The sequence below is a fragment of the Fictibacillus macauensis ZFHKF-1 genome (assembly GCF_000269865.1).
Lineage (GTDB): Bacteria > Bacillota > Bacilli > Bacillales > Fictibacillaceae > Fictibacillus_C > Fictibacillus_C macauensis.
This window is the reverse complement of the sequence record NZ_AKKV01000028.1, coordinates 37,072-60,360: the sequence shown is the minus strand read 5'-3', so window position 1 is coordinate 60,360 and position 23,289 is coordinate 37,072. Positions and strand designations below refer to the sequence as shown.

The 23,289-nt window shown below is 38.5% G+C and carries 27 protein-coding genes; 21 read left to right on the top strand and 6 right to left on the bottom strand.

The window, feature by feature from the left end:
• From A374_RS13045 to A374_RS13030, 4 genes are all read left to right on the top strand, one after another.
• Window positions 1–429, top strand: a 429-nt coding sequence (locus tag A374_RS13045) for a phage portal protein (protein ID WP_007202689.1), incomplete at its 5' end; no start/stop codon positions are given.
• 363 nt (window positions 430–792) lie between these two features.
• A complete protein-coding gene (locus A374_RS13040; RefSeq protein WP_007202688.1) occupies window positions 793–1,416 on the top strand; it encodes a hypothetical protein in 624 nt (207 codons plus the stop codon).
• A 57-nt stretch (window positions 1,417–1,473) separates the two neighbouring features.
• Window positions 1,474–1,932 carry a DUF3908 family protein gene (locus tag A374_RS13035; protein ID WP_007202687.1) on the top strand — a complete coding sequence of 153 codons (459 nt, stop codon included), beginning with the start codon at window positions 1,474–1,476 and terminating at the stop codon, window positions 1,930–1,932.
• On the top strand, window positions 1,929–2,144 hold the full coding sequence (locus A374_RS13030) for a hypothetical protein (protein ID WP_007202686.1): 216 nt from the start codon (window positions 1,929–1,931) through the stop codon (window positions 2,142–2,144). Before A374_RS13035 ends, A374_RS13030 begins: the two co-directional genes overlap by 4 nt.
• A gap of 328 nt (window positions 2,145–2,472) precedes the next feature.
• Here A374_RS13030 and A374_RS13025 read toward each other — a convergent pair whose 3' ends face one another.
• Window positions 2,473–2,805: a YolD-like family protein gene (locus A374_RS13025; protein ID WP_007202685.1), complete on the bottom strand. Its 333-nt coding sequence runs from the start codon at window positions 2,803–2,805 to the stop codon at window positions 2,473–2,475.
• Between the two features lie 162 nt (window positions 2,806–2,967).
• On the opposite strand from A374_RS13025, the gene A374_RS13020 reads away from it, so the two are divergent.
• The 4 genes from A374_RS13020 to A374_RS13005 all read left to right on the top strand — a co-directional run bounded on the left by A374_RS13020 (window position 2,968) and on the right by A374_RS13005 (window position 6,536).
• On the top strand, window positions 2,968–3,330 hold the full coding sequence (locus A374_RS13020; RefSeq protein ID WP_007202684.1) for a hypothetical protein: 363 nt from the start codon (window positions 2,968–2,970) through the stop codon (window positions 3,328–3,330).
• A gap of 107 nt (window positions 3,331–3,437) precedes the next feature.
• Window positions 3,438–3,650: a hypothetical protein gene (locus A374_RS13015; RefSeq protein ID WP_007202683.1), complete on the top strand. Its 213-nt coding sequence runs from the start codon at window positions 3,438–3,440 to the stop codon at window positions 3,648–3,650.
• Between the two features lie 584 nt (window positions 3,651–4,234).
• Window positions 4,235–4,978: a glucose 1-dehydrogenase gene (locus tag A374_RS13010; RefSeq protein WP_007202682.1), complete on the top strand. Its 744-nt coding sequence runs from the start codon at window positions 4,235–4,237 to the stop codon at window positions 4,976–4,978.
• 55 nt (window positions 4,979–5,033) lie between these two features.
• Complete coding sequence (locus tag A374_RS13005) at window positions 5,034–6,536, top strand: MDR family MFS transporter (protein WP_007202681.1); 1,503 nt, start codon at window positions 5,034–5,036, stop codon at window positions 6,534–6,536.
• A 2-nt stretch (window positions 6,537–6,538) separates the two neighbouring features.
• On the opposite strand, the gene A374_RS13000 is transcribed toward A374_RS13005, so the two are convergent.
• Window positions 6,539–6,901 (bottom strand): VOC family protein, encoded by a 363-nt coding sequence (locus tag A374_RS13000; protein ID WP_007202680.1) that lies wholly within the window; start codon window positions 6,899–6,901, stop codon window positions 6,539–6,541.
• A 121-nt stretch (window positions 6,902–7,022) separates the two neighbouring features.
• Here A374_RS13000 and ccpC point away from each other — a divergent pair, with 121 nt between their 5' ends.
• The 7 genes from ccpC to A374_RS12965 all read left to right on the top strand — a co-directional run bounded on the left by ccpC (window position 7,023) and on the right by A374_RS12965 (window position 12,599).
• Window positions 7,023–7,910 carry a transcriptional regulator CcpC gene (gene ccpC, locus A374_RS12995; protein ID WP_007202679.1) on the top strand — a complete coding sequence of 296 codons (888 nt, stop codon included), beginning with the start codon at window positions 7,023–7,025 and terminating at the stop codon, window positions 7,908–7,910.
• Between the two features lie 48 nt (window positions 7,911–7,958).
• On the top strand, window positions 7,959–8,678 hold the full coding sequence (gene dapD, locus A374_RS12990) for a 2,3,4,5-tetrahydropyridine-2,6-dicarboxylate N-acetyltransferase (protein WP_007202678.1): 720 nt from the start codon (window positions 7,959–7,961) through the stop codon (window positions 8,676–8,678).
• 10 nt (window positions 8,679–8,688) lie between these two features.
• Window positions 8,689–9,816, top strand: a complete 1,128-nt coding sequence (locus tag A374_RS12985) for an N-acetyldiaminopimelate deacetylase (protein ID WP_007202677.1) — start codon at window positions 8,689–8,691, stop codon at window positions 9,814–9,816.
• 141 nt (window positions 9,817–9,957) lie between these two features.
• A complete protein-coding gene (locus A374_RS12980) occupies window positions 9,958–10,203 on the top strand; it encodes a YkuS family protein (RefSeq protein WP_007202676.1) in 246 nt (81 codons plus the stop codon).
• Window positions 10,204–10,340: 137 nt separating this feature from the next.
• Window positions 10,341–11,651: a hemolysin family protein gene (locus tag A374_RS12975; protein ID WP_040340583.1), complete on the top strand. Its 1,311-nt coding sequence runs from the start codon at window positions 10,341–10,343 to the stop codon at window positions 11,649–11,651.
• Window positions 11,652–11,751: 100 nt separating this feature from the next.
• On the top strand, window positions 11,752–12,024 hold the full coding sequence (locus A374_RS12970) for an autorepressor SdpR family transcription factor (RefSeq protein WP_007202674.1): 273 nt from the start codon (window positions 11,752–11,754) through the stop codon (window positions 12,022–12,024).
• Complete coding sequence (locus tag A374_RS12965; protein ID WP_007202673.1) at window positions 12,021–12,599, top strand: DUF1648 domain-containing protein; 579 nt, start codon at window positions 12,021–12,023, stop codon at window positions 12,597–12,599. Before A374_RS12970 ends, A374_RS12965 begins: the two co-directional genes overlap by 4 nt.
• A gap of 32 nt (window positions 12,600–12,631) precedes the next feature.
• Here A374_RS12965 and A374_RS12960 read toward each other — a convergent pair whose 3' ends face one another.
• Complete coding sequence (locus tag A374_RS12960; RefSeq protein WP_007202672.1) at window positions 12,632–13,453, bottom strand: mechanosensitive ion channel family protein; 822 nt, start codon at window positions 13,451–13,453, stop codon at window positions 12,632–12,634.
• A gap of 228 nt (window positions 13,454–13,681) precedes the next feature.
• Here A374_RS12960 and A374_RS12955 point away from each other — a divergent pair, with 228 nt between their 5' ends.
• On the top strand, window positions 13,682–14,224 hold the full coding sequence (locus A374_RS12955) for a peroxiredoxin (protein ID WP_007202671.1): 543 nt from the start codon (window positions 13,682–13,684) through the stop codon (window positions 14,222–14,224).
• A gap of 123 nt (window positions 14,225–14,347) precedes the next feature.
• Entirely contained in the window at window positions 14,348–15,001 is a 654-nt protein-coding gene (locus tag A374_RS12950) for a potassium channel family protein (RefSeq protein WP_007202670.1), read from the top strand.
• 92 nt (window positions 15,002–15,093) lie between these two features.
• Here A374_RS12950 and rnjA read toward each other — a convergent pair whose 3' ends face one another.
• From rnjA to def, 3 genes are all read right to left on the bottom strand, one after another.
• Complete coding sequence (gene rnjA, locus A374_RS12945) at window positions 15,094–16,764, bottom strand: ribonuclease J1 (RefSeq protein WP_007202669.1); 1,671 nt, start codon at window positions 16,762–16,764, stop codon at window positions 15,094–15,096.
• A 3-nt stretch (window positions 16,765–16,767) separates the two neighbouring features.
• Window positions 16,768–16,977, bottom strand: a complete 210-nt coding sequence (locus A374_RS12940) for a DNA-dependent RNA polymerase subunit epsilon (RefSeq protein ID WP_007202668.1) — start codon at window positions 16,975–16,977, stop codon at window positions 16,768–16,770.
• 350 nt (window positions 16,978–17,327) lie between these two features.
• Complete coding sequence (def, locus tag A374_RS12935) at window positions 17,328–17,882, bottom strand: peptide deformylase (RefSeq protein ID WP_007202667.1); 555 nt, start codon at window positions 17,880–17,882, stop codon at window positions 17,328–17,330.
• Between the two features lie 531 nt (window positions 17,883–18,413).
• Here def and pdhA point away from each other — a divergent pair.
• The 4 genes from pdhA (at window position 18,414) to lpdA (ending at window position 23,268) form a co-directional block, all read left to right on the top strand.
• On the top strand, window positions 18,414–19,493 hold the full coding sequence (pdhA, locus tag A374_RS12930) for a pyruvate dehydrogenase (acetyl-transferring) E1 component subunit alpha (RefSeq protein WP_007202666.1): 1,080 nt from the start codon (window positions 18,414–18,416) through the stop codon (window positions 19,491–19,493).
• Window position 19,494: 1 nt separating this feature from the next.
• The gene (locus A374_RS12925) at window positions 19,495–20,472 is read left to right on the top strand and encodes an alpha-ketoacid dehydrogenase subunit beta (protein ID WP_007202665.1); all 978 of its coding nucleotides are present in this window, start codon (window positions 19,495–19,497) and stop codon (window positions 20,470–20,472) included.
• A gap of 101 nt (window positions 20,473–20,573) precedes the next feature.
• Window positions 20,574–21,851: a dihydrolipoamide acetyltransferase family protein gene (locus A374_RS12920; RefSeq protein ID WP_007202664.1), complete on the top strand. Its 1,278-nt coding sequence runs from the start codon at window positions 20,574–20,576 to the stop codon at window positions 21,849–21,851.
• Window positions 21,852–21,855: 4 nt separating this feature from the next.
• On the top strand, window positions 21,856–23,268 hold the full coding sequence (lpdA, locus tag A374_RS12915; RefSeq protein ID WP_007202663.1) for a dihydrolipoyl dehydrogenase: 1,413 nt from the start codon (window positions 21,856–21,858) through the stop codon (window positions 23,266–23,268).
• Window positions 23,269–23,289: the final 21 nt, after the last annotated feature.

The window sequence follows — 23,289 nt, the reverse complement described above, 5'->3', positions numbered from 1 at the left end:
CCAGCCGTATCATTAAATAAGACAGACATTAGTAATCTTTCAGAACTGAGTATCAAATTGTTGTTCCAATTGGCTAACATTAAAGCAGGATTGAGTGAACAGTTTATACGTGAAGGCATTGAGCAGCGGTTTGAAAAGATTCGTAAGTTGTTAGAATACAAATGTGTCAAATTCAGTGATGAAGATTATGAGACGCTTGATATTGTGTTCCAATACGCTATGCCAAGTAATGACAAGGAGATTATTGAGAACCTTAAATCATTACGTGAGATGCAAGGCATTAGTTTAGAAAGTATTTTAGATCGCACTCCATATACAAAGGACGTTCAGATGGAATTAAAAAAACTGGATGCTGAGGGAATGAGTAGAGTAGATGACAACGATAAGAAGGACTTACATAAGGATAAGCAAGAGGACTTAGCAGGTTGATAAAAAGATAGATGTATCAAGGGTTCAGGTGTGGAAAGTATATATGCAATCTTCCGCACCTGTTATATATAGAGCCATTGTACATAGATGATTAGTGAAATAGAGTGTAGATTTGAAATTAATTTTAAATTTTTGAGTGGTTTTTAAAAAGATACCATGTGACCACAACATACACTATATTGAGGTCTTAATTAGAGGAAAAACGACCTAACTCTTCTTAGAGCGTGGGGATTTGGAGTATAAATACCCCTCTTTGAGATTTTTATTTACCTAGCATGTGCTTTTTTACACCTATGAAATTTGTAAAAAATGTTAACTAATTCTACAATGGTAAAGTAGGAAAATATGGAAGGGGTTAAGTAAGTGGAAGACACATATCTATATAGAACAGATGAACTTGAAAATGCTGTTGATTATTTAGAAAAAGCAGCATTTTATTATAATATTCATGATAAACATAGATTTAAATGGTTAATGATCAGTTTGCATGGTGCACTTTATGGTTTTGGAGTTTGCAATATAAAAGGAACAAGTGTTGATAATGTATTAAATAAACCAAAAACTAAAAATATACCAGAGTATATATTAAAGACTAAGCAATATTACAAGGATAAATTTGAACTAGAAATCGATGATAACTTTGCAAGCCAAATATACAAATATTTCCATATTGATATATTAAATTTTGGTACTGTTATTAATAGGTGTAAATCAACAGATTACATGACTCGTAATATCGAGAGTAAAATTCTAAAGTTATCTAAGAAGCAAGAAGAAGCAATTGAAAAACTAAAACGGTATCGTAATTCCATGGCTCATTTTAAGCCTAGTTCCTATATAGTTACTGAGGATTATGATAAAGAAATAGTTATCCCTGTAATAGGAATTATTGAATTTCTTGCTTTTGAAACTAATAATGTACCATATGATATATACGATGACGATTTTGAAGTGAGAATCAAAACTGCATTGGGAAAATTTGGTTGAATAAGAGGGAAATTACCCCTTCGTGTCGAAAGTAGTAGGTAGAAGGGAGGTGGAAAAATGCAAGTTAATACCTATGTGGAATTTATGAAATTAGTAAAAACTTTGTCTTTACACAAACCTGAAGACAATTACAGTTTTGAAAAAGCAAATCGGTTTATTAGTGAGTTTGTACAAGAAAGCGAAATAAAGCATATATATGTAAAGAATATATTCAATCAAGAAAAAGGCACTGAACTTTTCCTGTTTCTTGAGGATAAAATATTAATTGTAATGGGTACTGAACAAACCACTAATGTAAAGATGCTAAAAAGAAAAGATATCATGGAAATGGATTTTGAAGAAACGCATTATGGAGTTACAAACGCTATTATAAAGTTTAGGTTTCCAGATCGTGAAATAATGTTTGAAAGTCTAAATGATAGTAACCAGCACTGGAACCCTAAATATATATCGAATATAAAGGACATATTCAAATTTTTAAATAATAGTGTCTATGAAGAGAGGCAATTAAGTTGAGTAATATAGTTATGTCAGTACATGCTTCAAGTAAAAAACAACTTGAAAGAAAAATGGATGAATTAAGAGGTTCTCATTTAGCCATGAATTCTGGTAAAGAGGTAATTTTAAAAGTGCTAAGTCCAGATCCAGACAAAGTAGAATTTAACGACTTTAGTGCCACTCTGTTCTCAGTCTGTCTTACTATAAAAAATTATGATGATGAAAAGTAAATTCTAAAGCACTCCATAGAGTGCTTTTTCTTTGTCTTAAGAAGGACTTTATACCTATATTGTCGAACTGTGTTAAAAAAATAGAAAGTAGTTGTTCTTCATGAGATTTTTAGCAAGAGAAAATCACATATTACAGATTTAGAGAGAAAGTTAGTATTAATGGAGATATTACACAATCACTATAGAGTGGGTTACGATGGTTATACACTAGATGATTACTTTTATAACAATCAAAGGGTTATCCAAACAATGATACATACAACTAACCGTAAGACTTTTACAATGTATGTAAGTAAAAACAAAAACAGAATAGTGGGTTGTAGCAATTTTAGTTTATTTTCACATCAATTAAATCATCCAGTTTAATCCTATGTACATCATCATGAAAATCCACAATCCTTAGTTCTCTTTTATAAGTATCAACTATGTGAACTTTTCCGATTATTAAATGAAAATTATCTTTTTGAAAGTATGTAAAACACAAATCTGAATTTTTTTCCATTGCTTCACAAATTGTTTCCTCGATTAACTCCAATTGTTGTTCATCAAGTTCTGGTTTAACTTTTTTACTTTGATTCCAGTCGAGTTCTCTTAATTGCTTAACATGTTCAGGCAGCATTAAAGAAGTCCATTTAATTGCTCCACGATCTCGAATGCTCATTTTAATCAACTCCTTTGTATAGTATATACCACGAAATACGAATATATGTTCCTTTTCTGTGTAATTAATTAATTTCCTTTAAAAGTAATTAATGGAAAAAAGGAAAAAAATAATGATATAATTAATTTGTTTTATATTTCCAAATATTCGGAGGGGAATTTAATGAAAAACTCACTAAGAAGAGGTATTGCATATATTGCAGCAAAAGTCACTACATCTAATCGTAAAACTTCTATTTACGACTATACAGACGGAAAGTACACAAATTTCTCAGGCAGTATTGAAGATAATAGAATTAATGTTTACGATCATGATGTGGGAACTTATATTACTGGAAATAGAACTGGGGATAGATTTAACCTATACCATTATGATGTTAGTAATCACATTAAATTAAATATCAACGGAGAAAAATTTGATGGATATGATTACGAAAGTGGATATCATTTTTCTGGCACTGTAAGAAATAATTCCATTAGTCTGTATGACTATGAAACGATTCAATATTATAATTACTCAATTTAAAATAGAGTGGATATAATTTTATAATTTATTAAATAACTGAATTTTTTACGGATTAAATGTAGTGGTGTAATATCATTTCTTGTATAACAACAAGGAGGTATTACACTATGTTTATTTCTTTAACAAAGAGAGATTGGGATAATATAATTGATTCATATTTAAATATTACTGAGGAACAAATACTCAGAAAAGGGAATGTCTTTGATTTGAAGACACCAAATGCATATTTGGATGTTTATTACGATGAAGATAAAGCAAAGAAAAAGTATTCTTTGCTTTTGCTAATAAGAGAAACTCTCCGGATCTTCAAAAGGAACTAAACTTACCTGATGAAGATGAATATCTAGAGATATTCAAAGGTAATACGTTCAACTCACAGAAATGTAATGATATAGCGGAAAGAGTGAACCTGTTTCTCAATGTTGTAGATAACACATTAAAAATGGATGAAATAATTTTCATCGAGAAAAATGGTTAGAAAGTTGCTAAGAGATAAGGAAGAACGCCATCGTTTCAAGGGTGTGATAACAGATAAATTGCATCGTTATTGAACTACGGGGTTCTTTTATTTGTTTTGGACTAGTTGATGTAACTTTTATTAAATCAATGATTATTGAGTCCAACAGGAAGGTTATAGAATAACAGTATTCTAAAATGGATAAAAAATAAATCTATGAAGATCTTCGTTATCAAGGATAGCGAGGATCTTTTTCTGTATAAAGTAGACTGGATAGAATATTAACAAAAATCGACTGCAACAACTGTGGTATCTAAATGGTTTAATGGATACTTTGATCCATCTTTTTTGTTTGTACATCTACAAAACTTCATTCCCTTTATTTGTTTCGTGTACAATCGTATAGGAAATACTAGAGAATAAAGATCATTAAAGGAGCGAGAATACATGTTTAAGGAGAAAGTTGTTATTGTTACGGGAGCAAGTCAAGGAATTGGTCGTCAAGTGGCACTTGAATTTGCAAAAGCCGGTGCAAAAGTTGTTGTGGCGGATGTTGCACAAAAATGTGGACAAGCGGTCGTCGAGGAAGTCCTCGAACAAGGTGGCACCGCAATCTTTGTAAAATGTGATGTGCGTAAACCGGAAGATATTACAGAATTAATGGAGATTACGAAACAAAAGTTTGGTCCTGTGGATGTCTTAATTAACAACGCAGGTAAAGTGCAGTGGAAGTCACCGTTAGAAGTAACGGTCGAAGAATGGGAAGACATCATTCATACGAATTTGCGCAGTACGTTTTTATGTGCTAGAGAAGCGGCAAAGCAAATGATTGCTTCTGGGGGTGGAAGAATTGTCAATATCGCATCTACACGTGCAACAATGTCAGAGCCGCATACCGAATCCTATGCGGCAACAAAAGGTGGCATATTAGCGTTAACTCACGCATTGGCCGCGTCATTTAGCAATCAAGGTATTACCGTCAATGCAGTGAGTCCGGGATGGATTGAAACCGGAGATTATGCTAGTTTACGAGAAGTCGACCATCAGCAGCACTTATCTGGGCGTGTAGGGAAACCATCTGATATAGCAAAAGCGTGTTTGTTTTTAGCACAAGAAGCAAATGACTTTATTAATGGAGAAAATATAGTGGTTGATGGGGGAATGACACGGAAAATGATTTACGCTGATTAAGCATGATTCGATTGCGGAACGCACACGCTAACAACAACAGGAAAGGAGGAAGAGCATGGCGAGCCCCATCCCAACACGAGCGCACAACCAGACGAGGCGTCCCCTCGTATTAATTGCGGTTATGATTTCAATGTTTATGGCAGCGATTGAAGGTACGATTGTATCGACAGCAATGCCAGGTATTGTGAGTGACTTAGGAGGATTTTCGTTATACAGCTGGATATTTTCAGCCTATTTATTAATGCAGTCGGTTACAATTTTAATCTACGGTAAATTGGCAGATTTATATGGACGAAAGCCGATCTTTCTAACTGGAATCACCATTTTTTTAGTGGGATCCATACTATGCGGATTGGCTACTTCTATGGTGCAGCTCATTCTCTTTCGTTTAGTTCAAGGGCTAGGCGCGGGTGCTGTTCAGCCAATTGCAACAACGATTGTTGGCGATATGTATAGTATTAAAGAACGAGCGAAAATCCAAGGGTACTTATCGAGCGTATGGGGCATATCAGCTATTCTTGGTCCGTTGCTCGGCGGTTTTTTTGTTACATATTCTCATTGGTCACTCGTCTTTTGGATGAACATTCCACTTGGCATTTTGGCGATGATTGGTACGGGGAAGTATTTGCATGAAAATATTGACCGAAAGCACGGAGCGATTGATTATGGCGGTTCACTGTATGTGTTTTTTGGTGTAAGTTCTCTTATGATTTTGCTCATACAAGGAGGAACCGCCTGGGCCTGGCTATCTTGGGAGACGTTGACGTTAGGGGGAAGCGCCTGTCTGTTATTTGTATTTTTTATCGTTAGGGAACGCCAATTTGCTGAACCGCTAATGCCCATTGCGCTATGGCGAAGTCGGTTAGTCGCTACCGCGAATATCGCCTCTTTAACCAATGGAGCATTATTGATTGGCATTTCGAGTTTTCTACCTGCTTATTTACAAGGTGTGATGGAACAAACGCCTGTCGTAGCAGGCTTTGCTCTCACAGTGATGTCAATTGGTTGGCCGATCTTTTCGACGATTGGTGGTCGACTCGTTTTGAAAATCGGGTTCCGCCCGGTAGCGGCAAGCGGAGGAGTAGCGTTGATTGCGGGTGCGCTTTTTTTTGTCTTTATGACACCAGATAAAGGCCCCGTTTGGGCAGGAGCTGGTTCCTTTTTAATTGGTTGTGGTATGGGATTAACGAATACAACATTTATCGTAGCAATCCAAAATCATGTTGATTGGAAAATGCGCGGAATTGCGACCGCGTCGAATATGTTTATGCGCATTGTGGGGAGTGCGCTCGGAGCGGCGATTCTGGGCGGTGTTCTAAACAATCAACTCTTTCGTTATTTAGCTGCGCATGGACAAAAAAGTCATAGCATTGATGCGGCAAATGTATTATTAGATCACGAAAAAAGAGGAGAGCTCAGTGCTACTATGCTTCATCTACTGCAAAAAGGCTTATCTTTAGCGCTTGCAGATGTGTATAAAGGCGTGCTGTTGCTAGCAATTGGCACATTAATCTTTGCGCTATTATTGCCGAAGCCGAACTTCTCGCACAAAAAGTAAGCTTACGTTTCAAGTGCTTCAATCATTTCAATGCGATTGTTAAAGGGATCATAAAAAGAGAAACGTTCAAAACCGGGAATTTGTATTTCTTCTGTTATAGCAATGTTCGCTTTCTCTAATAGAGCTCGCCACTCAGATAAATCGGTCACCTTAAAGGCGGGGTGACCTTTTCCTTTAGGTAAAGGCTGCTCTGTTCCTATATGCAGTTCAGCTTCGCCGACTTTATACCAAAGACCACCGTTCTTTCGTAGTGCTGCTGGCTTTTCAATTTCTGTGAACTGTAAAATAGTACTATAAAAAGCGCGAGCCCGTTCTTCTTCACCAATGGGAATACATAGCTGAATATGATGAAATCCTATAATCATTGATCATCGACTCCTTTCCTTTTCATGATACGAAATTCGTACTGAAAAGAAAATTAGAATATAATAAGAAAGTATGATAAGTTTTACTTATATATCTTGAAGAATAGAAAGAGGGAGAGCGTTGCATTTATCAGAATTTAAAATTCTTCACGTTCTTGCTCAAGAACTGAACATGCGCAAAGCATCAGAGCGTTTATATGTGTCGCAACCGGCATTAAGTCAACGACTGCAAACGATTGAGAATAGCTGGGGAACGAAGATTTTTTTACGTTCTCAAAAAGGGCTGGCAGTGACGGCGGCTGGAGAGAAAATTATTGCTCATGTGAACGCAGTTATTCAAGATGAAGAGCGTTTACGGGAAGAGTTAGAATCACTTTCGCGAGAAATTTTCGGTACGTTACGTTTAGCGGTGGCTTCAATTATCGGTCAATATTGGTTGCCACAATCACTAAAGAAGTATGTAAGTCTATATCCGCAAGTAAACGTTTCACTCATTACAGGCTGGAGTTCAGAAATTATACGTCATTTATATGAAGACCAAATACACATTGGAATTGTACGAGGCAATCCAGAATGGCGTGGTGAGAAAATACACCTCTTTTCCGACAGCTTATACTTAGTAGATACAGATATTTCATCCATTGAAGAATTGCAAAGTACAGATAAACCATTTATTCAATTTAAAAGTCATTCCACCTATTATCAAGACATTCAAGAATGGTGGCAAGATCACTTTAATGTCCCACCTAAAAAAACAATTATTGTCGATCAGATTGAGACATGTAAGCAAATGGCCTTGCATGGGATTGGGTATGCGATTTTGCCGTCCATATCGCTGCAATCGTCCGATGCGTTTCATAAAGTACCCTTATTCAATCGCGATGGTGAGCGGATGAAGCGCGATACGTGGATGATTAGTCAAGCATCTTCGCTAGAATTGAAGCAAGTAGAAGCTTTTGTGAAGCTTGTGAATAACCAGAGTGGAAACTTTGGTTTGAATGTTCATTGAAATCATGGTTTAATACAAGACAGAACAACTAAAAGGAGGAGCACACACATGAAAATGATGGATGCGAACGAAATTATTTCATTTATACAAAATAGTAAAAAATCAACACCTGTAAAAGTATACGTAAAAGGTAACTTAGACGGGCTCCAATTCGGTGAACAAACACAAGCGTTTGTAAATGGTACAACGGGTGTTTTGTTTGGAGAATGGAAAGAGATTGAAGCAGCACTGAAAAACAATGAAGATAACATTGAAGACTTTGTCGTGGAAAACGATCGTCGTAATTCAGCGATTCCTCTTCTTGACATGAAGCATATTAATGCACGAATTGAGCCAGGTGCAATTATTCGCGATCAAGTGGAAATCGGAAACAATGCCGTTATTATGATGGGTGCATCGATTAATATTGGTGCGGTTATCGGAGAAGGTACGATGATTGATATGAACGTGGTGATGGGTGGCCGTGCAACGGTCGGTAAAAACTGTCATATCGGTGCGGGTTCTGTATTAGCAGGCGTTATTGAACCACCATCAGCAAAGCCGGTTGTTGTAGAAGATGACGTTGTAATCGGAGCAAATGCTGTCGTACTTGAAGGCGTAACAGTTGGACAAGGCGCGGTTGTTGCTGCGGGAGCAATCGTTATTGAAGACGTACCTCCTTTTACAGTAGTAGCGGGAACACCAGCTCGTGTCATTAAAGAAATCGATGAAAAAACAAAGTCTAAGACGGAGATCAAACAAGAATTACGTCAGTTAAACGACGAGTAAGTTCATGAATATGAAGATGGAAGAATTACGTTCTATTCGGCGAGAACTTCATCAAATTCCTGAGCTTGGTTTCCAAGAGTTTAAAACGCAACGCTATTTACTAGACTATATTGCTTCGTTACCGCAAGAACGATTACGTATTGTAACGTGGAAGACCGGTATTTTAGTGTTTGTTGAAGGACGAAAGCCTAAACGTACGATCGGTTATCGTGCGGATATGGATGGCTTACCCATTCAAGAAAAAACCGGATACGCTTTTTCTTCCCAACACGAAGGGAAAATGCATGCATGTGGTCATGATTTTCATATGACCATTGCTCTCGGTTTGCTTACGTATTTTGCGAAGCACCCCGTAAATGACCATTTGTTGTTTGTGTTTCAACCGGCAGAGGAAGGTCCAGGCGGCGCATTGCCGTTGTTACAAAGTGAAGAATTTCAGCGTATGAAGCCAGATTTGATGATCGCATTGCACATTGCACCAGAATATCCAGTCGGAACGATTGCAGTTAAGGAAGGTCTCCTTTTTGCGAACACATCAGAATTGTTTATTGATTTAAAAGGCAAAGGTGGTCATGCTGCTTATCCGCATACGGCAAATGATATGGTAGTAGCTGCGAGTCATCTGATTGTTCAGCTCCAATCCATAGTAGCGCGCAATGTGGATCCTCTGGATTCAGCCGTTGTTACTGTTGGGAAAATAACAGGTGGAACAAGGCAAAACATCATTGCTGCTGATTCACGTATAGAAGGAACGATTCGCACGTTATCAGCTTCTTCCATGGACCATGTGAAACAGCGCATTGAAGCCGTTGTTGCAGGGATTGAAACGTCGTTTGCATGTCAAGCTACCATTGATTATGGTGCCAACTATTATCAAGTGTATAATCATCCTGCTGTAACCAATGAATTTATGGCGTTTCTAAAAAAAGAACACCCAAGCGCCCTTTATGAATGTAAAGAAGCGATGACGGGTGAAGATTTTGGCTATATGCTAAAAGAAATTCCAGGATTTATGTTTTGGCTAGGTGTTGAATGTGAACATGGGTTACATCATGAGCAATTAATGCCTAATGAAGCAGCAATTGAAGTTGCTGTTTCTACGCTAATTTCTTATATTGAGTGGAAAGCTTTACAATAAAATTGTTGTAAACCTCATCTTTAAAGAGATGAGGTTTTTTTGTGCGGTATATCATATTTCCTACAGGTTTCTTTTAAAGAGAAAATGGATAGCTTACTGGTGAACGGGGCAAATTAAGAAAATGTTAAGGAGGTGGAAACAATGGCTAAAATCGGTGTAGAACAATCATTAACGAATGTTTCCGACGCATTAAAAGCGATGGGACACGAGGTTGTGACCATTACAAATGAACAGGATGCAAAAGGCTGTGACTGCTGTATCGTTTCTGGCGCTCATCAAAATATGATGGGTATTCAAAATGTACTCATTGACGGAGCGGTAGTAAATGCTGATGGTATGAATGCAGAAGACGTTTGTCGAGCGGTGGAAGGTAAATTACCTCACTAGTAGACTCTTGCGGGGATCGGTCACCATTGGCCAGTCCCCTTTTTATAAGCGTTTAACTGCAAAAAAGAGAGGGTAATCTTATACGAATACACTCTAAGCAGGAGGTGGGTCATTTTCGTTTTGACGAAAATGAGTACATGGCATTATTTAATATTTTTATGATTCTCTTTCTAATTTTTGTGACGGCCTTTTTTGTAGCTTCGGAATTTTCCATTGTTAAAGTAAGGCCGACGCGGATTGATTACCTTGCCGAACAAGGAAACAAAAAAGCAAAGGCCGTACAAAAAATTCTTTCAAATATTGACGGATACCTATCTTCTACTCAGTTGGGCATTACGATTACGTCGTTAGCACTTGGTGGTTTAGGAGAACCAACTGTGGAAACCCTTTTAAAACCCCTTTTTCATCGCATTGACTTGCCAGCATCTGTTATGCATACTCTCTCCTTTATTATTGCATTTGTAGCCATTACTTATTTTGAAGTTGTATTAGGGGAGTTAGCACCAAAGTCATTTGCCATTCGAAAGGCTGAAGAAATTAGCTTGTTTGTGGCAAGACCGTTAATGCTTTTTAGTTATATTATGTTTCCTTTTATTTTTGTTTTAAATCGGTCAGCAGCTGTACTTACACGTATGCTTGGGCTGAAGCGGGGAGAAGAGCATGAAATTGCCCATAATGAAGAGGAAATTCGGCATTTATTATCTGAAAGTCTTGAAGGTGGAGAAATCAATCCTTCAGAATATCGTTATGTAAACCGCATTTTTGAGTTTGACGATCGTCTCGCAAAAGAAATTATGGTTCCTCGTACTGAAATTGTCTGTTTATATAAAGAAAAGAGCTTTAAAGAAAACTTAAATGTGATGCGCGAAGAGAAGTTTACCCGATATCCTGTTGCTGTAGAAGACAAAGATACAATCATAGGACTTGTGAATATTAAGCAGTTTTTTAATGAACATGTGAACGACGAAGAAGAGCAGCTTGAGCCATACATACGTCCTATCATTTCCGTTCATGAGACATTTCCAATACAACAGTTATTAGTGAAAATGCAAAAAGAACGGGTGCACATGGCGGTATTAATTGACGAGTATGGCGGAACTTCAGGTATTGTAACGGTAGAAGACATTATTGAAGAAATTGTTGGTGAAATTCGCGATGAATTTGATGAAGATGAAGAGCCACGCATTGTGAAAATTAGTGATACGATAACAGAGCTTGAAGGGAAAGTATTAATATCAGAAGTCAATGAAATGTTTTATCTTGATTTAGATGACTCGGATCTTGATACGATTGGGGGCTGGCTTCTTTCACAACGAAGTACGATTGCTGAAGGAGACGAAGTGCCTTATGATAACTACGTTTTTCAAGTAATAACAATGGACGGTCATCAAATTAAAAAATTAAAAGTGATTGAAAAGAAACAAAAGACGGATTCCCCTCTTACGTAGATAGGGAGCCGTCTTTTGTTATTTTAATTGCTATAATATGTAATTTTGTGGTATGTTCTTACATATAAGTATCTGACTATATGTTATGTGAGGTGACAAAGTGTTAGCAGCATTTAAGGCGTTGTCTGATCCAAATCGTCGGAAAATCGTTGAGTTATTAAGTGAACAAGATAGGACCGTTACGGAAATTGCCGAACATTTTACCATTTCCCAGCCGAGCATTTCTCAGCATTTAGCTCTTCTAAAAAGCAGTGGTTTACTAGAAGCACGTAAAGAAGGCAAGTACATTGTGTATTCCTTAAATATGACGGTTTTTCAAGAAGTGCTCAAATGGATGCTAACCGTTATGCACAAAGGGGAGGAACGATCGTGAAGAAAAGCCAATTGAGTGTTCTTATTTTTAGTTTGTTGAGTAATATAGCCATTGTTATGGGTTCATATCGGTATTTACCAGAGCGAGTAGCGATGCATTTTAATGGAGCAGGCAACCCAGATCGCTATAGTGACAAACTAACAGCAAGTGTACTAATCGGATTGCTAAGCATGCTGCCTCTGTTAATAGCCTGCGTATTTTTACTCGTTGGGAATAAACGCGAAAACAAACGTAAGGCTAATAAAAGTTTTACGCTATGTATGAGTTTGTTGTCGATCGGCTTAACGAGCATCGTCATGATTTCAGCAATGAACGAACACGCTACATCAGGGCAATTTCTATTTGTAGTGATTGGCGCATTTCTAATAATTACAGGAAATGATATACCCACGTTTCGGAATACAGCAGGTAATCCATATAAACAGCGACGCGTGCAAGGTTTTACGTATTGCCTTTTAGGCTTAATTTTTATCGTGAGCGCTTTTTTGCCGCTCGTTGTTGCGATTTTTCTATGCTTTTTTTCGTTTAGCGGTAGTCTTGTAGTGATTGCGCTATACACGCCAAAAACACGATGAAAAACCGCGGGGGAAGTTACCCGCGGTTTATGTTAAGCTTCTCTTGCTGGTAAGGAGATACCTTCTTCTTGAAAACGTTTCGTCAACCGCTCTCTAATTTTTTGTTCCATGCTCCATTGTTTAAGTGTTTCCGTGCGAGCGAGAATGCGTAAGACTGTATCGCCACTGTCAGGATCGATAACAGGTAGAACATTGGGACCTTCTAATATGGAGGGTTCCTCTTGGCGCAGTTGTTCACTTTCCGTTTTAATCACCAGAAGCGCATGCTCTACTTGCTCAGTGGATGGAAGTTTAAAATCTACAAGGGCGCGCATCGTTCCTCGTGAATGGTTGCTTACACTCGTAATGAGACGATTAGGAATATAGTGAAGGGTTCCGTCAAAGCCACGTACTTTCGTCGTACGAAGTTCAACATCTTCTACAATACCGGTGAAGTTCCCGGTCGTAATATAATCACCAACGTCAATTTGTTTTTCTAGAAGGATAAAGAAACCTGTCACGATATCATTTACTAGACCTTGTGCCCCAAAACCAATGGCTAAACCGACAATGCCAGCTCCGGCTAATAAACCACGAATATCAATATCAAAAACACTAAATACAGCTACAAAGACCATGAAAATGAGTGCGTATGTAAAAACACTCACAACGAGCGTTTCGAGAGTTTTCGCTCGAAAGCTTGTCATATTTTTTCCCTTTGCTACCTTGCCAAACGTAGATCGAATAATGGAAACACCAATTTTTCGTACAATCACATAAATAAGTAAGATCGCAATCAACTTTATGAGTAAGATACCTGTGTGTATACCAAGTGTTGCCCAGTCAACGTTTTGAAGTTGCTGAATGTAATCCATGATTGTGTCCTCCTTCTGTTGCTACATAAAAGTTGTAATTCTCAGTATAACGAAAGAAAGAATAGAATCCAATTATTTCACATCTATTGAATAACTTGTTATGATGGAGAAGGTGAAATCAATAGTTAGGCTTTATTTACACTAATTATCATTTAACATTGACTAAAAAATAAGGTTGTTTTATAATAACTATTGAAGATAGCAATTATTAGTTGGAGGGATTTTATCATGGCAGAACGTATGGTAGCAAAACAAGCACCACGCTTTGAAATGGATGCAGTATTACCAAACAAAGAATTCGGGAAAGTAAGTCTCGAAGAAAATATGAAAAACGACAAATGGACAGTTCTTTTCTTCTATCCAATGGACTTTACATTTGTATGTCCAACAGAAATTACATCTTTAAGCGATCGTTATGATGAGTTTGAAGATCTTGATGCAGCAGTAATCGGTGTATCTACGGATACAATTCATACACACAAAGCTTGGATTAACACACCACGTGACACAAATGGTCTTGGTGAACTTAACTATCCATTAGCAGCTGATACAAACCACACAGTATCTCGTGACTTCGGTGTTCTAATCGAAGAAGAAGGGGTTGCTCTTCGTGGATTGTTCATCATTTCTCCTGAAGGTGAGCTTATGTACTCTGTTGTTAACCATAACAACATTGGTCGTGATGTTGATGAAACACTTCGCGTACTTCAAGCACTTCAAACTGGTGGACTTTGCCCAGCAAACTGGAAACCAGGACAAGCTACTCTATAAATACGATTGTTTTTTATGTAAAAGCAGACAGAGGTTAACTCTTGTCTGCTTTTTTTAGTTATTGGTTATAGTGAAAATGAGAAATGCTATGTTAAAATGAGAATGAAAAGGGGGCGGAGTTTGTTGAAACGTCAATTTGCAGTGATTGGTCTTGGACGGTTTGGGGGAAGCATGTGTAAAGCACTAAGCGATCAAGGTTTAGAAGTGTTAGCAATCGATGTGGATGAAGAGCGTGTAAATGAATACGCCTCCATTGCGACTCATGCTGTAGTGGCAGATTCCACAGACGAGGCTGTAATGAAAAGTCTTGGCATTCGTAATGTGGAACATGTCATTGTAGCTATTGGAGAAAACATTCAAGCTAGCATCCTAACAACGCTGCTTCTTAAGGAAATAGGAATAGAAAAAATTACGGTGAAAGCCCAAAACGACTATCATGAGAAAGTGCTAGTAAAAATTGGGGCCAATCGTATTATTCATCCTGAGCGGGATATGGGTGTGCGGATTGCTCATCAAGTGGTCTCGAAAAATATATTAGATTATTTAGAAATTTCTAATGAATATACAGTGGCAGAAGTAAGTGTAACGGATGAAATCTCAGGAAAAACCATTCGTGAATTAAACTTACGAGCAACGTATGGTTGTAATATTGTGGCGATGAAACGTAATGAAAACATCCTTGTTTCACCAAGTGCCGACCAACAACTTAGCCTTCACGATGTGTTAATCATGATTGGCGCCGAACGAGATTTAGCGAGGTTTGAGAATTCGATTTAACGGTATGAGCGATTTTTAGAAGTTAGAGAAACTAAATATCTTTTAAAAAAAAGATCCTCAATCATTGCTGAGGATCTTTCTTTTATATTTCGTTATATTTCCATGATGATCGGTAAAATCATTGGACGACGGCGTGTTTTTTCATACAGAAATGGTGAAAGTACATCCGTAATCTCATTTTTAATTTCTGACCATTGTTTCGTACGTTTTTCTTCCATTAACGCATTAAGATGTTTAGTTAACAAGCTTTGTGCATCATTAATTAAATCCCCTGATTCTCGCATGTAGACAAAGCCACGAGAAATGATATCAGGGCCAGCTTCTACGACAAACTCTTTCATATTCAGGCTGACAACGACGACGACAAGACCTTCTTCTGAAAGTATTTTGCGATCGCGTAGGACGATGTTTCCGATATCACCGATTCCGCTACCATCAACGTATACAGATCCAGAAGGGATTTTACCAGCGATTGCTGCTTCATTACCAGATAGCGCTAGCACATCACCATTATCCATTGTAAAGCAATTTTGAGGAAGTACATCGCACTCTGTTGCTAATTGGATATGCATCTTAAGCATGCGATATTCGCCGTGTATCGGTAAAAAGTATTTTGGTTTCATTAAGCGAAGCATTAGTTTTTGCTCTTGCTGCCCACCATGTCCAGACGTATGAATATCATTTAAAGAACCGTGAATAACATCTGCTCCTGCTTTATACAGAGAGTTAATGGTTCGGTTTACGCTAATAGCGTTTCCTGGAATCGGTGAAGAAGAAAAGACAACCGTATCACCAGGGATAATCTGAATTTGACGGTGCGTACCATTAGCGATGCGTGAAAGTGCAGCCATTGGCTCGCCTTGACTACCAGTACAAAGAATGGTTACTTGTTGATCAGGCAGACGATTAATTTGCGAAGGCTCGATAAACGTATTTTTTGGAGCTTTAATATAGCCTAACTCTTGACCGATGGCAATGGCAGAATCCATGCTGCGGCCAAAGACAGCAATTTTTCGATTATTTTGCACAGAAGCATCTACCACTTGTTGCAAGCGGTGAATGTTAGAAGCAAACGTTGCGAATATAATGCGACCAGGTACTTTGCGGAAAATATCATTAATGCTATCTCCTACTTTTCGTTCAGAGAGAGTAAAGCCTGGAACTTCTGCATTGGTGCTATCAGAAAGGAGGCAAAGAACACCTTCTTTTCCGATTTCGGCCATTTTTGTTAAGTTGGCAGGTTCACCAACAGGCGTAAAGTCAAATTTAAAGTCTCCTGTATGAACGATGTTGCCAGGCGGTGTTTTGACAACAACCCCAAATGATTCTGGGATGCTGTGCGTTGTTCGGAAAAACGAAACAGCGGTTTTTCTAAACTTAATCACATCGTCTTCAGAAATTTCATGAAGCTTGGCACGACGTAGTAAACCATGTTCTTCTAATTTGTTCTTAATGAGTGCAATAGCAAGCTTGCCCCCATAGATCGGGATGTTTACTTGACGAAGTAAATAAGGAATACCGCCAATATGGTCTTCGTGACCGTGCGTAATAAATAATCCTTTAATTTTATCTTCGTTTTTTACAAGATACGTATAATCGGGAATAACATAGTCAATTCCGAGTAGTTCGTCTTCAGGAAATTTAATACCAGCATCAATTAAGACAATTTCGTCTTGAAATTGCACACCGTACGTATTTTTTCCAATCTCACCGAGGCCTCCAAGTGCGAACACTGCCGTTTGATGATTTTTGACAAATTTCATATATTATTGATTCTCCACTTTATACTGCTCGCCCAATTGCTCATATTCAAGAAATTTCCCGGTAATTTCTTGTACGAACTCAATGTTGTAGTTAGTATGGGCTAATTTTTTTCTTACTTCTTCGACCGTATTCGCTTCCATATAAATCGTTTTTGTGTTCTCGCGAATAGGTACCTCAGCTTTGTCTACTTGAAAATATACTTTAAAAATCATGTTTTCGTCTCCTTACCGTACTAGTTTAATCGATATCTTCGTTCTATTATAAATGAAAAAGACTTCTATTTCATGTATTTTTCATTTCTGTGTTTTTTTAAAGAGTTGGAAGGGTACAGGAGAGAGTGTATTATGGCCGGCAAAATGGGTCTTTCTTTTTTAAAAAAGGCACCTCTTGAAACAATTTTTTTAAGCGTCTTTTTAAGCGGAGCTTACGTTTCATTGCTAATCCGTCCTTTATGTGTCACAAATTTTTGAGTACCTATAGTATATGCTTGGACGCTTTTCTCTTACGAGGTAATTTGTGGGAAGAAACTAAAAAAAGCCCTAAAATAGGGCTCTTGAAATTTCTAAGGTCTTGTTAGGCTGACGGTTGATGGGGGATCAAACGGTTGTTCTTTATTGATGCGATCATAGAACATTATGCCATCTAGATGATCGATTTCATGCTGAAAAACGATGGCAACAAGTCCTTTTAATTTTAATTCAACAGGCTCGCTTTTCGTATTAATTCCTTTGACCGTAATTTTTTCGTAACGCGGCACAAAGCCAGGCACTTCACGATCAACAGATAAACAGCCCTCGCCTCCTTCAAGGTAGGTTACTTTAACAGAGTGGCTAACAATTTTCGGGTTAAGAAGCGCATGACTGTGCAGATGACCGTTTTCGTCTTCTACGTGAACAGCGATAATGCGTTTTGAAATTCCTACTTGTGGGCTTGCCAGTCCAATGCCCGGTCGTAGATCATAGCGCTCTGCTAAGGCAGGATCTTGACTGTTCTTTACGAATTGAAGTAAGCGCTCTGCAAGCTCGATATCCTCTTTTGATGGAGGAACAGCAACAGCTTGAGCTTTTTCACGAAGTGCAGGATGTCCTTCTCGAACAATATCTTTCATTGTTATCATATAGTTTCCTCCTGTAATATCAATGATTAGTTCAATGATTATGAATAATATCTTACATTATTCTATCATAAATTCACGTTGGCGCGTTCATTCGTGCGTTTTGGTCTTGTTTTTGCATGGAAAAAAAGTTGCTGAAACAGATTTCGTTAATGAGTGATACAGATGTAGTATTGAAATGGTAGATAAAGGATTACGTTCAATGAAATTGCACGTAACATATTGATATTAAACAATTGACGATGAAAAACCAGTGGTGTAAACTAAAACATGTGTTGAATTAAATTGTATTACTGAGGATGATTACATACGGTAATACAGTTTGTGAAAGCTCTTCGAAAAGTGCTGGGAAGAACGACTCATGTTTACTTGAAGAAATTGAGGGTAACTAAAAAGTGATTTGTGCATTCCAACCTTTTCGGCTTTTTATCATAAACTTGTCATGGCAATGGTACATTTCGGGCAATCTATACCGAGCGTCCATGTGTCTCATGGCGGATCATATTTGGTGTAAGAAAGGATAGGTGAAAGTTAATGAGTATGATTGAACAGGTTGAAAACCAATTCAAAACCTTTCAAATCTTATCAGAAGACGGGAAAGTAGTAAATGAAGCTGCTATGCCGGAACTTTCCGATGAACAGTTACAAGAATTAATGACGCGTATGGTTTACACACGCATTTGGGATCAGCGTGCGATCTCATTAAACCGTCAAGGACGACTTGGTTTCTATGCGCCAGTTGCTGGCCAAGAAGCTTCTATGCTCGGATCTCAATACGCCCTAGACAAAGAAGACTGGATTCTTCCAGGATACCGTGATATTCCTCAAATCGTTTATCATGGCCTTCCATTATATCAAGCGTTCTTGTATTCTCGTGGACACTTCCAAGGTGGACAAATTCCTGAAGGTGTTAACGTTCTTATGCCACAAATCATCATCGGTGCTCAAATTATTCAAGCAGCAGGTGTGGGTGTTGGTCTTAAGAAAAAAGGGAAAAAGAATGTTGCATTGACGTACACAGGTGATGGTGGTGCGTCTCAAGGTGACTTCTATGAAGGTATTAACTTCGCAGGAGCATACGGTGCACAAGCAATCTTTATCGTTCAAAACAACCGTTTTGCCATTTCTGTACCTGTAGAAAAACAGTCTGCTGCAAAAACAATTGCACAAAAAGCTGTTGCTGCCGGTATCGAAGGCATTCAAGTAGATGGAATGGACGTGCTTGCTGTTTATGCAGCTACCAAACAAGCGCGTGACCGTGCGATTAACGGTGATGGCCCAACGCTTATCGAAACATTAACATACCGTTATGGACCACACACAATGGCTGGGGATGACCCAACTCGTTATCGTACTGAGGATCTTGACAATGAGTGGACGAAAAAAGATCCGCTTGTTCGTTTCCGTAAGTTCTTAGAGGAAAAAGGACTATGGAGTGAAGATCAAGAAAACAAAGTAGTCGATCAAGCAAAAGAAGATATTAAAGCAGCGATTAAAAAAGCTGATGGTGCGCCAAAACAAAAAGTAACGGACCTTATCGGATTTATGTTTGAAGAACTACCACACAACTTAAAAGAACAAATGGAAGAATACACAGCAAAGGAGTCGAAATAAGATGGCTCAAATGACCATGATTCAAGCAATTACAGATGCGATGCGCACTGAATTGAAAAACAACGAAAATGTTGTCGTGTTTGGAGAAGATGTTGGCCAAAACGGTGGTGTTTTCCGTGCGACTGAAGGACTTCAACAAGAGTTCGGCGAAGACCGAGTATTCGATACGCCTCTTGCTGAATCAGGGATTGGTGGACTAGCAATTGGACTAGGTCTAACAGGATTCCGTCCGGTTATGGAAATTCAATTCTTTGGCTTCATTTTTGAAGTAATGGACTCTGTTGTTGCTCAAGCTGGACGTATGCGTTACCGCTCTGGTGGAGCATATCATTCACCAATTACCATCCGTTCACCATTTGGTGGTGGCGTTAAAACGCCTGAGCTTCATGCAGATAGCTTAGAAGGCTTAGTTGCTCAAGCACCTGGTGTAAAAGTAATTATTCCTTCAACACCTTACGATGCAAAAGGACTATTAATTTCTGCGATTCGTGATAACGATCCAGTTATTTACCTCGAGCATATGAAGCTTTATCGCTCGTTCCGTGGCGAAGTACCTGAAGAAGAGTACACAATTGAAATTGGAAAAGCAGACGTGAAACGTGAAGGTACTGACGTTTCCATCATTACTTACGGTGCAATGGTTCACTCTTCTCTTAAAGCAGCAGAAGAGCTTGAAAAAGAAGGCATCTCTGCTGAAGTAGTTGACCTTCGTACAGTAAGTCCGCTTGATATTGATACAATTATTGCTTCTGTTGAAAAAACAGGTCGTGCAATTGTTGTTCAAGAAGCACAAAAACAAGCAGGTATTGCAGCGAACGTAGTAGCTGAAATTAATGACCGTGCAATTCTTAGTCTAGAAGCACCTGTTCTTCGTGTAACAGCACCAGATACAGTGTTCCCATTTGCATCAGCAGAGGACGTTTGGCTTCCAGATTATAAAGATATTGTTGTGAAAGCGAAGACTGTTTATAACTTCTAAGCTTTTTAACAAGGGAGGGCTGAAAAAGGAATCATTTATGGATTTCTTTTTCGGCATTTCTACTTGTATATATAGAATTTGAATTATAGGAGGCGTTGTTAGTGGCATTTGAATTTAAGCTTCCCGACATTGGTGAAGGTATCCACGAAGGCGAAATTGTAAAATGGTTTGTAAAAGCCGGAGATGAAGTAAAAGAAGACGATATCCTTCTTGAAGTACAAAACGATAAGGCTGTAGTAGAAATTCCTGCTCCAGTTGATGGTAAAATTCTTGAAGTGAAAGTGGACGAAGGTACAGTTGCAATCGTTGGCGATGTTCTCGTAACGATTGAATCTGATCAAGAGCCACCACCATCTGCTCATGGTGACCACGAAGAAGAGGCACCAAAAGCAGAAGAGAAAAAAGAAGAAGCACCAAAAGCAGCACCATCTGCTGATGCACCTGTTGATGAAAGCAAACGTGTTATTGCGATGCCATCTGTTCGTAAATATGCGCGTGAAAAAGGTGTAAACATTCGTCAAGTTGCTGGATCTGGTGATAATGGTCGCGTAATGAAAGAAGATATCGATGCGTTCCTAAATGGTGGATCTGCGATGATTCAAGAAGACGCAGAAACGACAGAAGCACCAAAAGCAGCAACACCAGCGAAAGAAGCACCAAAAGCTATTCCTGCTGGCGAACAAGAAACACGCGAAAAATTAAAAGGTGTTCGTAAAGTGATTGCTAAAGCAATGGTTAACTCTAAACAAACGGCACCACACGTTACATTAATGGACGAAATCGATGTAACAGAGCTTGTTGCTCATCGTAAGAAATTCAAACAAATGGCTCAAGATAAAGGTGTTAAACTTACGTATCTTCCATACGTAGTAAAAGCGCTCGTATCTGCAGCCCGTGAATTCCCAGCAATCAATGCTTCAATCGATGATGCAAACGAAGAAATCGTTTGGAAACATTATTACAACATCGGAATCGCTGCTGATACAGATAACGGCTTAATGGTGCCAGTTGTTAAAGATGCTGATCGCAAGTCCATCTTTAAAATTTCTGGTGAAATCAATGAGCTTGCTGTTAAAGCGCGTGACGGTAAACTAGCTGCAGATGAGATGAAAGGCGGATCTATTACGATCTCTAACATCGGTTCTGCAGGTGGACAATGGTTCACTCCAGTTATCAATCATCCAGAAGTTGCCATCTTAGGGATTGGCCGAATTGCTGAAAAAGCAGTTGTGAAAAATGGAGAAGTTGTCGTAGCACCAGTTCTTGCGTTATCATTAAGCTTTGACCACCGTTTAATTGATGGGGTAACTGCTCAAAACGCAATGAATCACATTAAACGTTTGTTGAACGATCCACAACTATTAGTAATGGAGGCGTAGAGAAATGGTAGTAGGTGATTTTCCGATTGAATTAGACACACTAGTAATTGGTTCAGGTCCTGGGGGATATGTTGCAGCAATTCGTGCCGCACAATTAGGACAAAAAGTAGCCGTTGCTGAAAAAGGTGAAATGGGCGGCGTATGCTTAAACGTGGGGTGTATCCCTTCTAAAGCATTGATCAATGCTGGTCACCGTGTCGAACATGCAAAACATTCCGATGATATGGGGATTACAGCGGAAAACGTAACAGTAGACTTTTCGAAAGTTCAAGAATGGAAAGCTGGAATCGTAAAAAAATTAACAAGCGGAGTACAAGGTCTTCTTAAAGGAAATAAAGCAGATATTATTTCTGGCGAAGCTTACTTCGTTAACGAAAATACAGTACGTATTATGGACGATAAAGCGTCTCAAACGTATACATTCAAAAACTGTATTATCGCAACGGGATCTCGTCCAATTGAAATTCCTGGTTTCAAATGGAGCGACCGTGTCATTTCTTCAACAGGAGCGCTAGCTCTTCAAGAAGTGCCTAAGAAAATGGTTGTAATCGGTGGCGGTTATATCGGAATGGAGCTTGGAACAGCATTTGCTAACTTCGGTACAGAAATTACAGTACTTGAAGGTTCTAAACAAATCCTTCCTGGCTTTGAAAAACAAATGAGCCAAGTTGTTTCTAAGCGTCTTAAAAAGAAAGGCAATGTGGAAGTTTTCACAGAAGCTCTTGCTAAAGGCGTAGAAGAAACGAAAGATGGCGTTGTTGTTACCGCTGAAATTAAAGGCGAAACAAAAACATTTGAAGCAGACTATGTACTTGTAACTGTTGGACGTCGTCCAAACACAGAAGAACTTGGTCTTGAGCAAGTAGGAATTGAAATGACTGAGCGTGGACTTATCAAAATTGATAAACAAGCGCAAACAAACATCAAAGGCATTTATGCAATTGGTGATATCGTTGAGGGACCTGCTCTTGCTCACAAAGCTTCTTATGAAGGTAAAGTAGCGGCTGAAGCGATCAGTGGACACCCTGCAGAAATTGATTATCTTGCGATTCCTGCTGTTGTCTTCACAGATCCAGAACTAGCAACAGTTGGTTATGATGAGAAAAGTGCAAAAGAAGCTGGTTATGATGTAAAAGCTTCTAAGTTCCCATTTGCTGCAAACGGACGTGCTCTTTCTATGAATGAAACAGACGGATTCATGAAGCTTATTACGCGTAAAGAAGATGGTTTACTACTTGGGGCACAAATCGCTGGTGGTAACGCATCTGATATGATCGCTGAGCTTGGTCTTGCAATCGAAGCAGGAATGACTGCTGAAGATATCGCAATGACAATTCATGCCCATCCAACGTTTGGTGAAATTTCCATGGAAGCAGCTGAAGTTGCTCTTGGTATGCCAATTCATATCGTTAAATAATACAAAAAAGCTTACGACAAA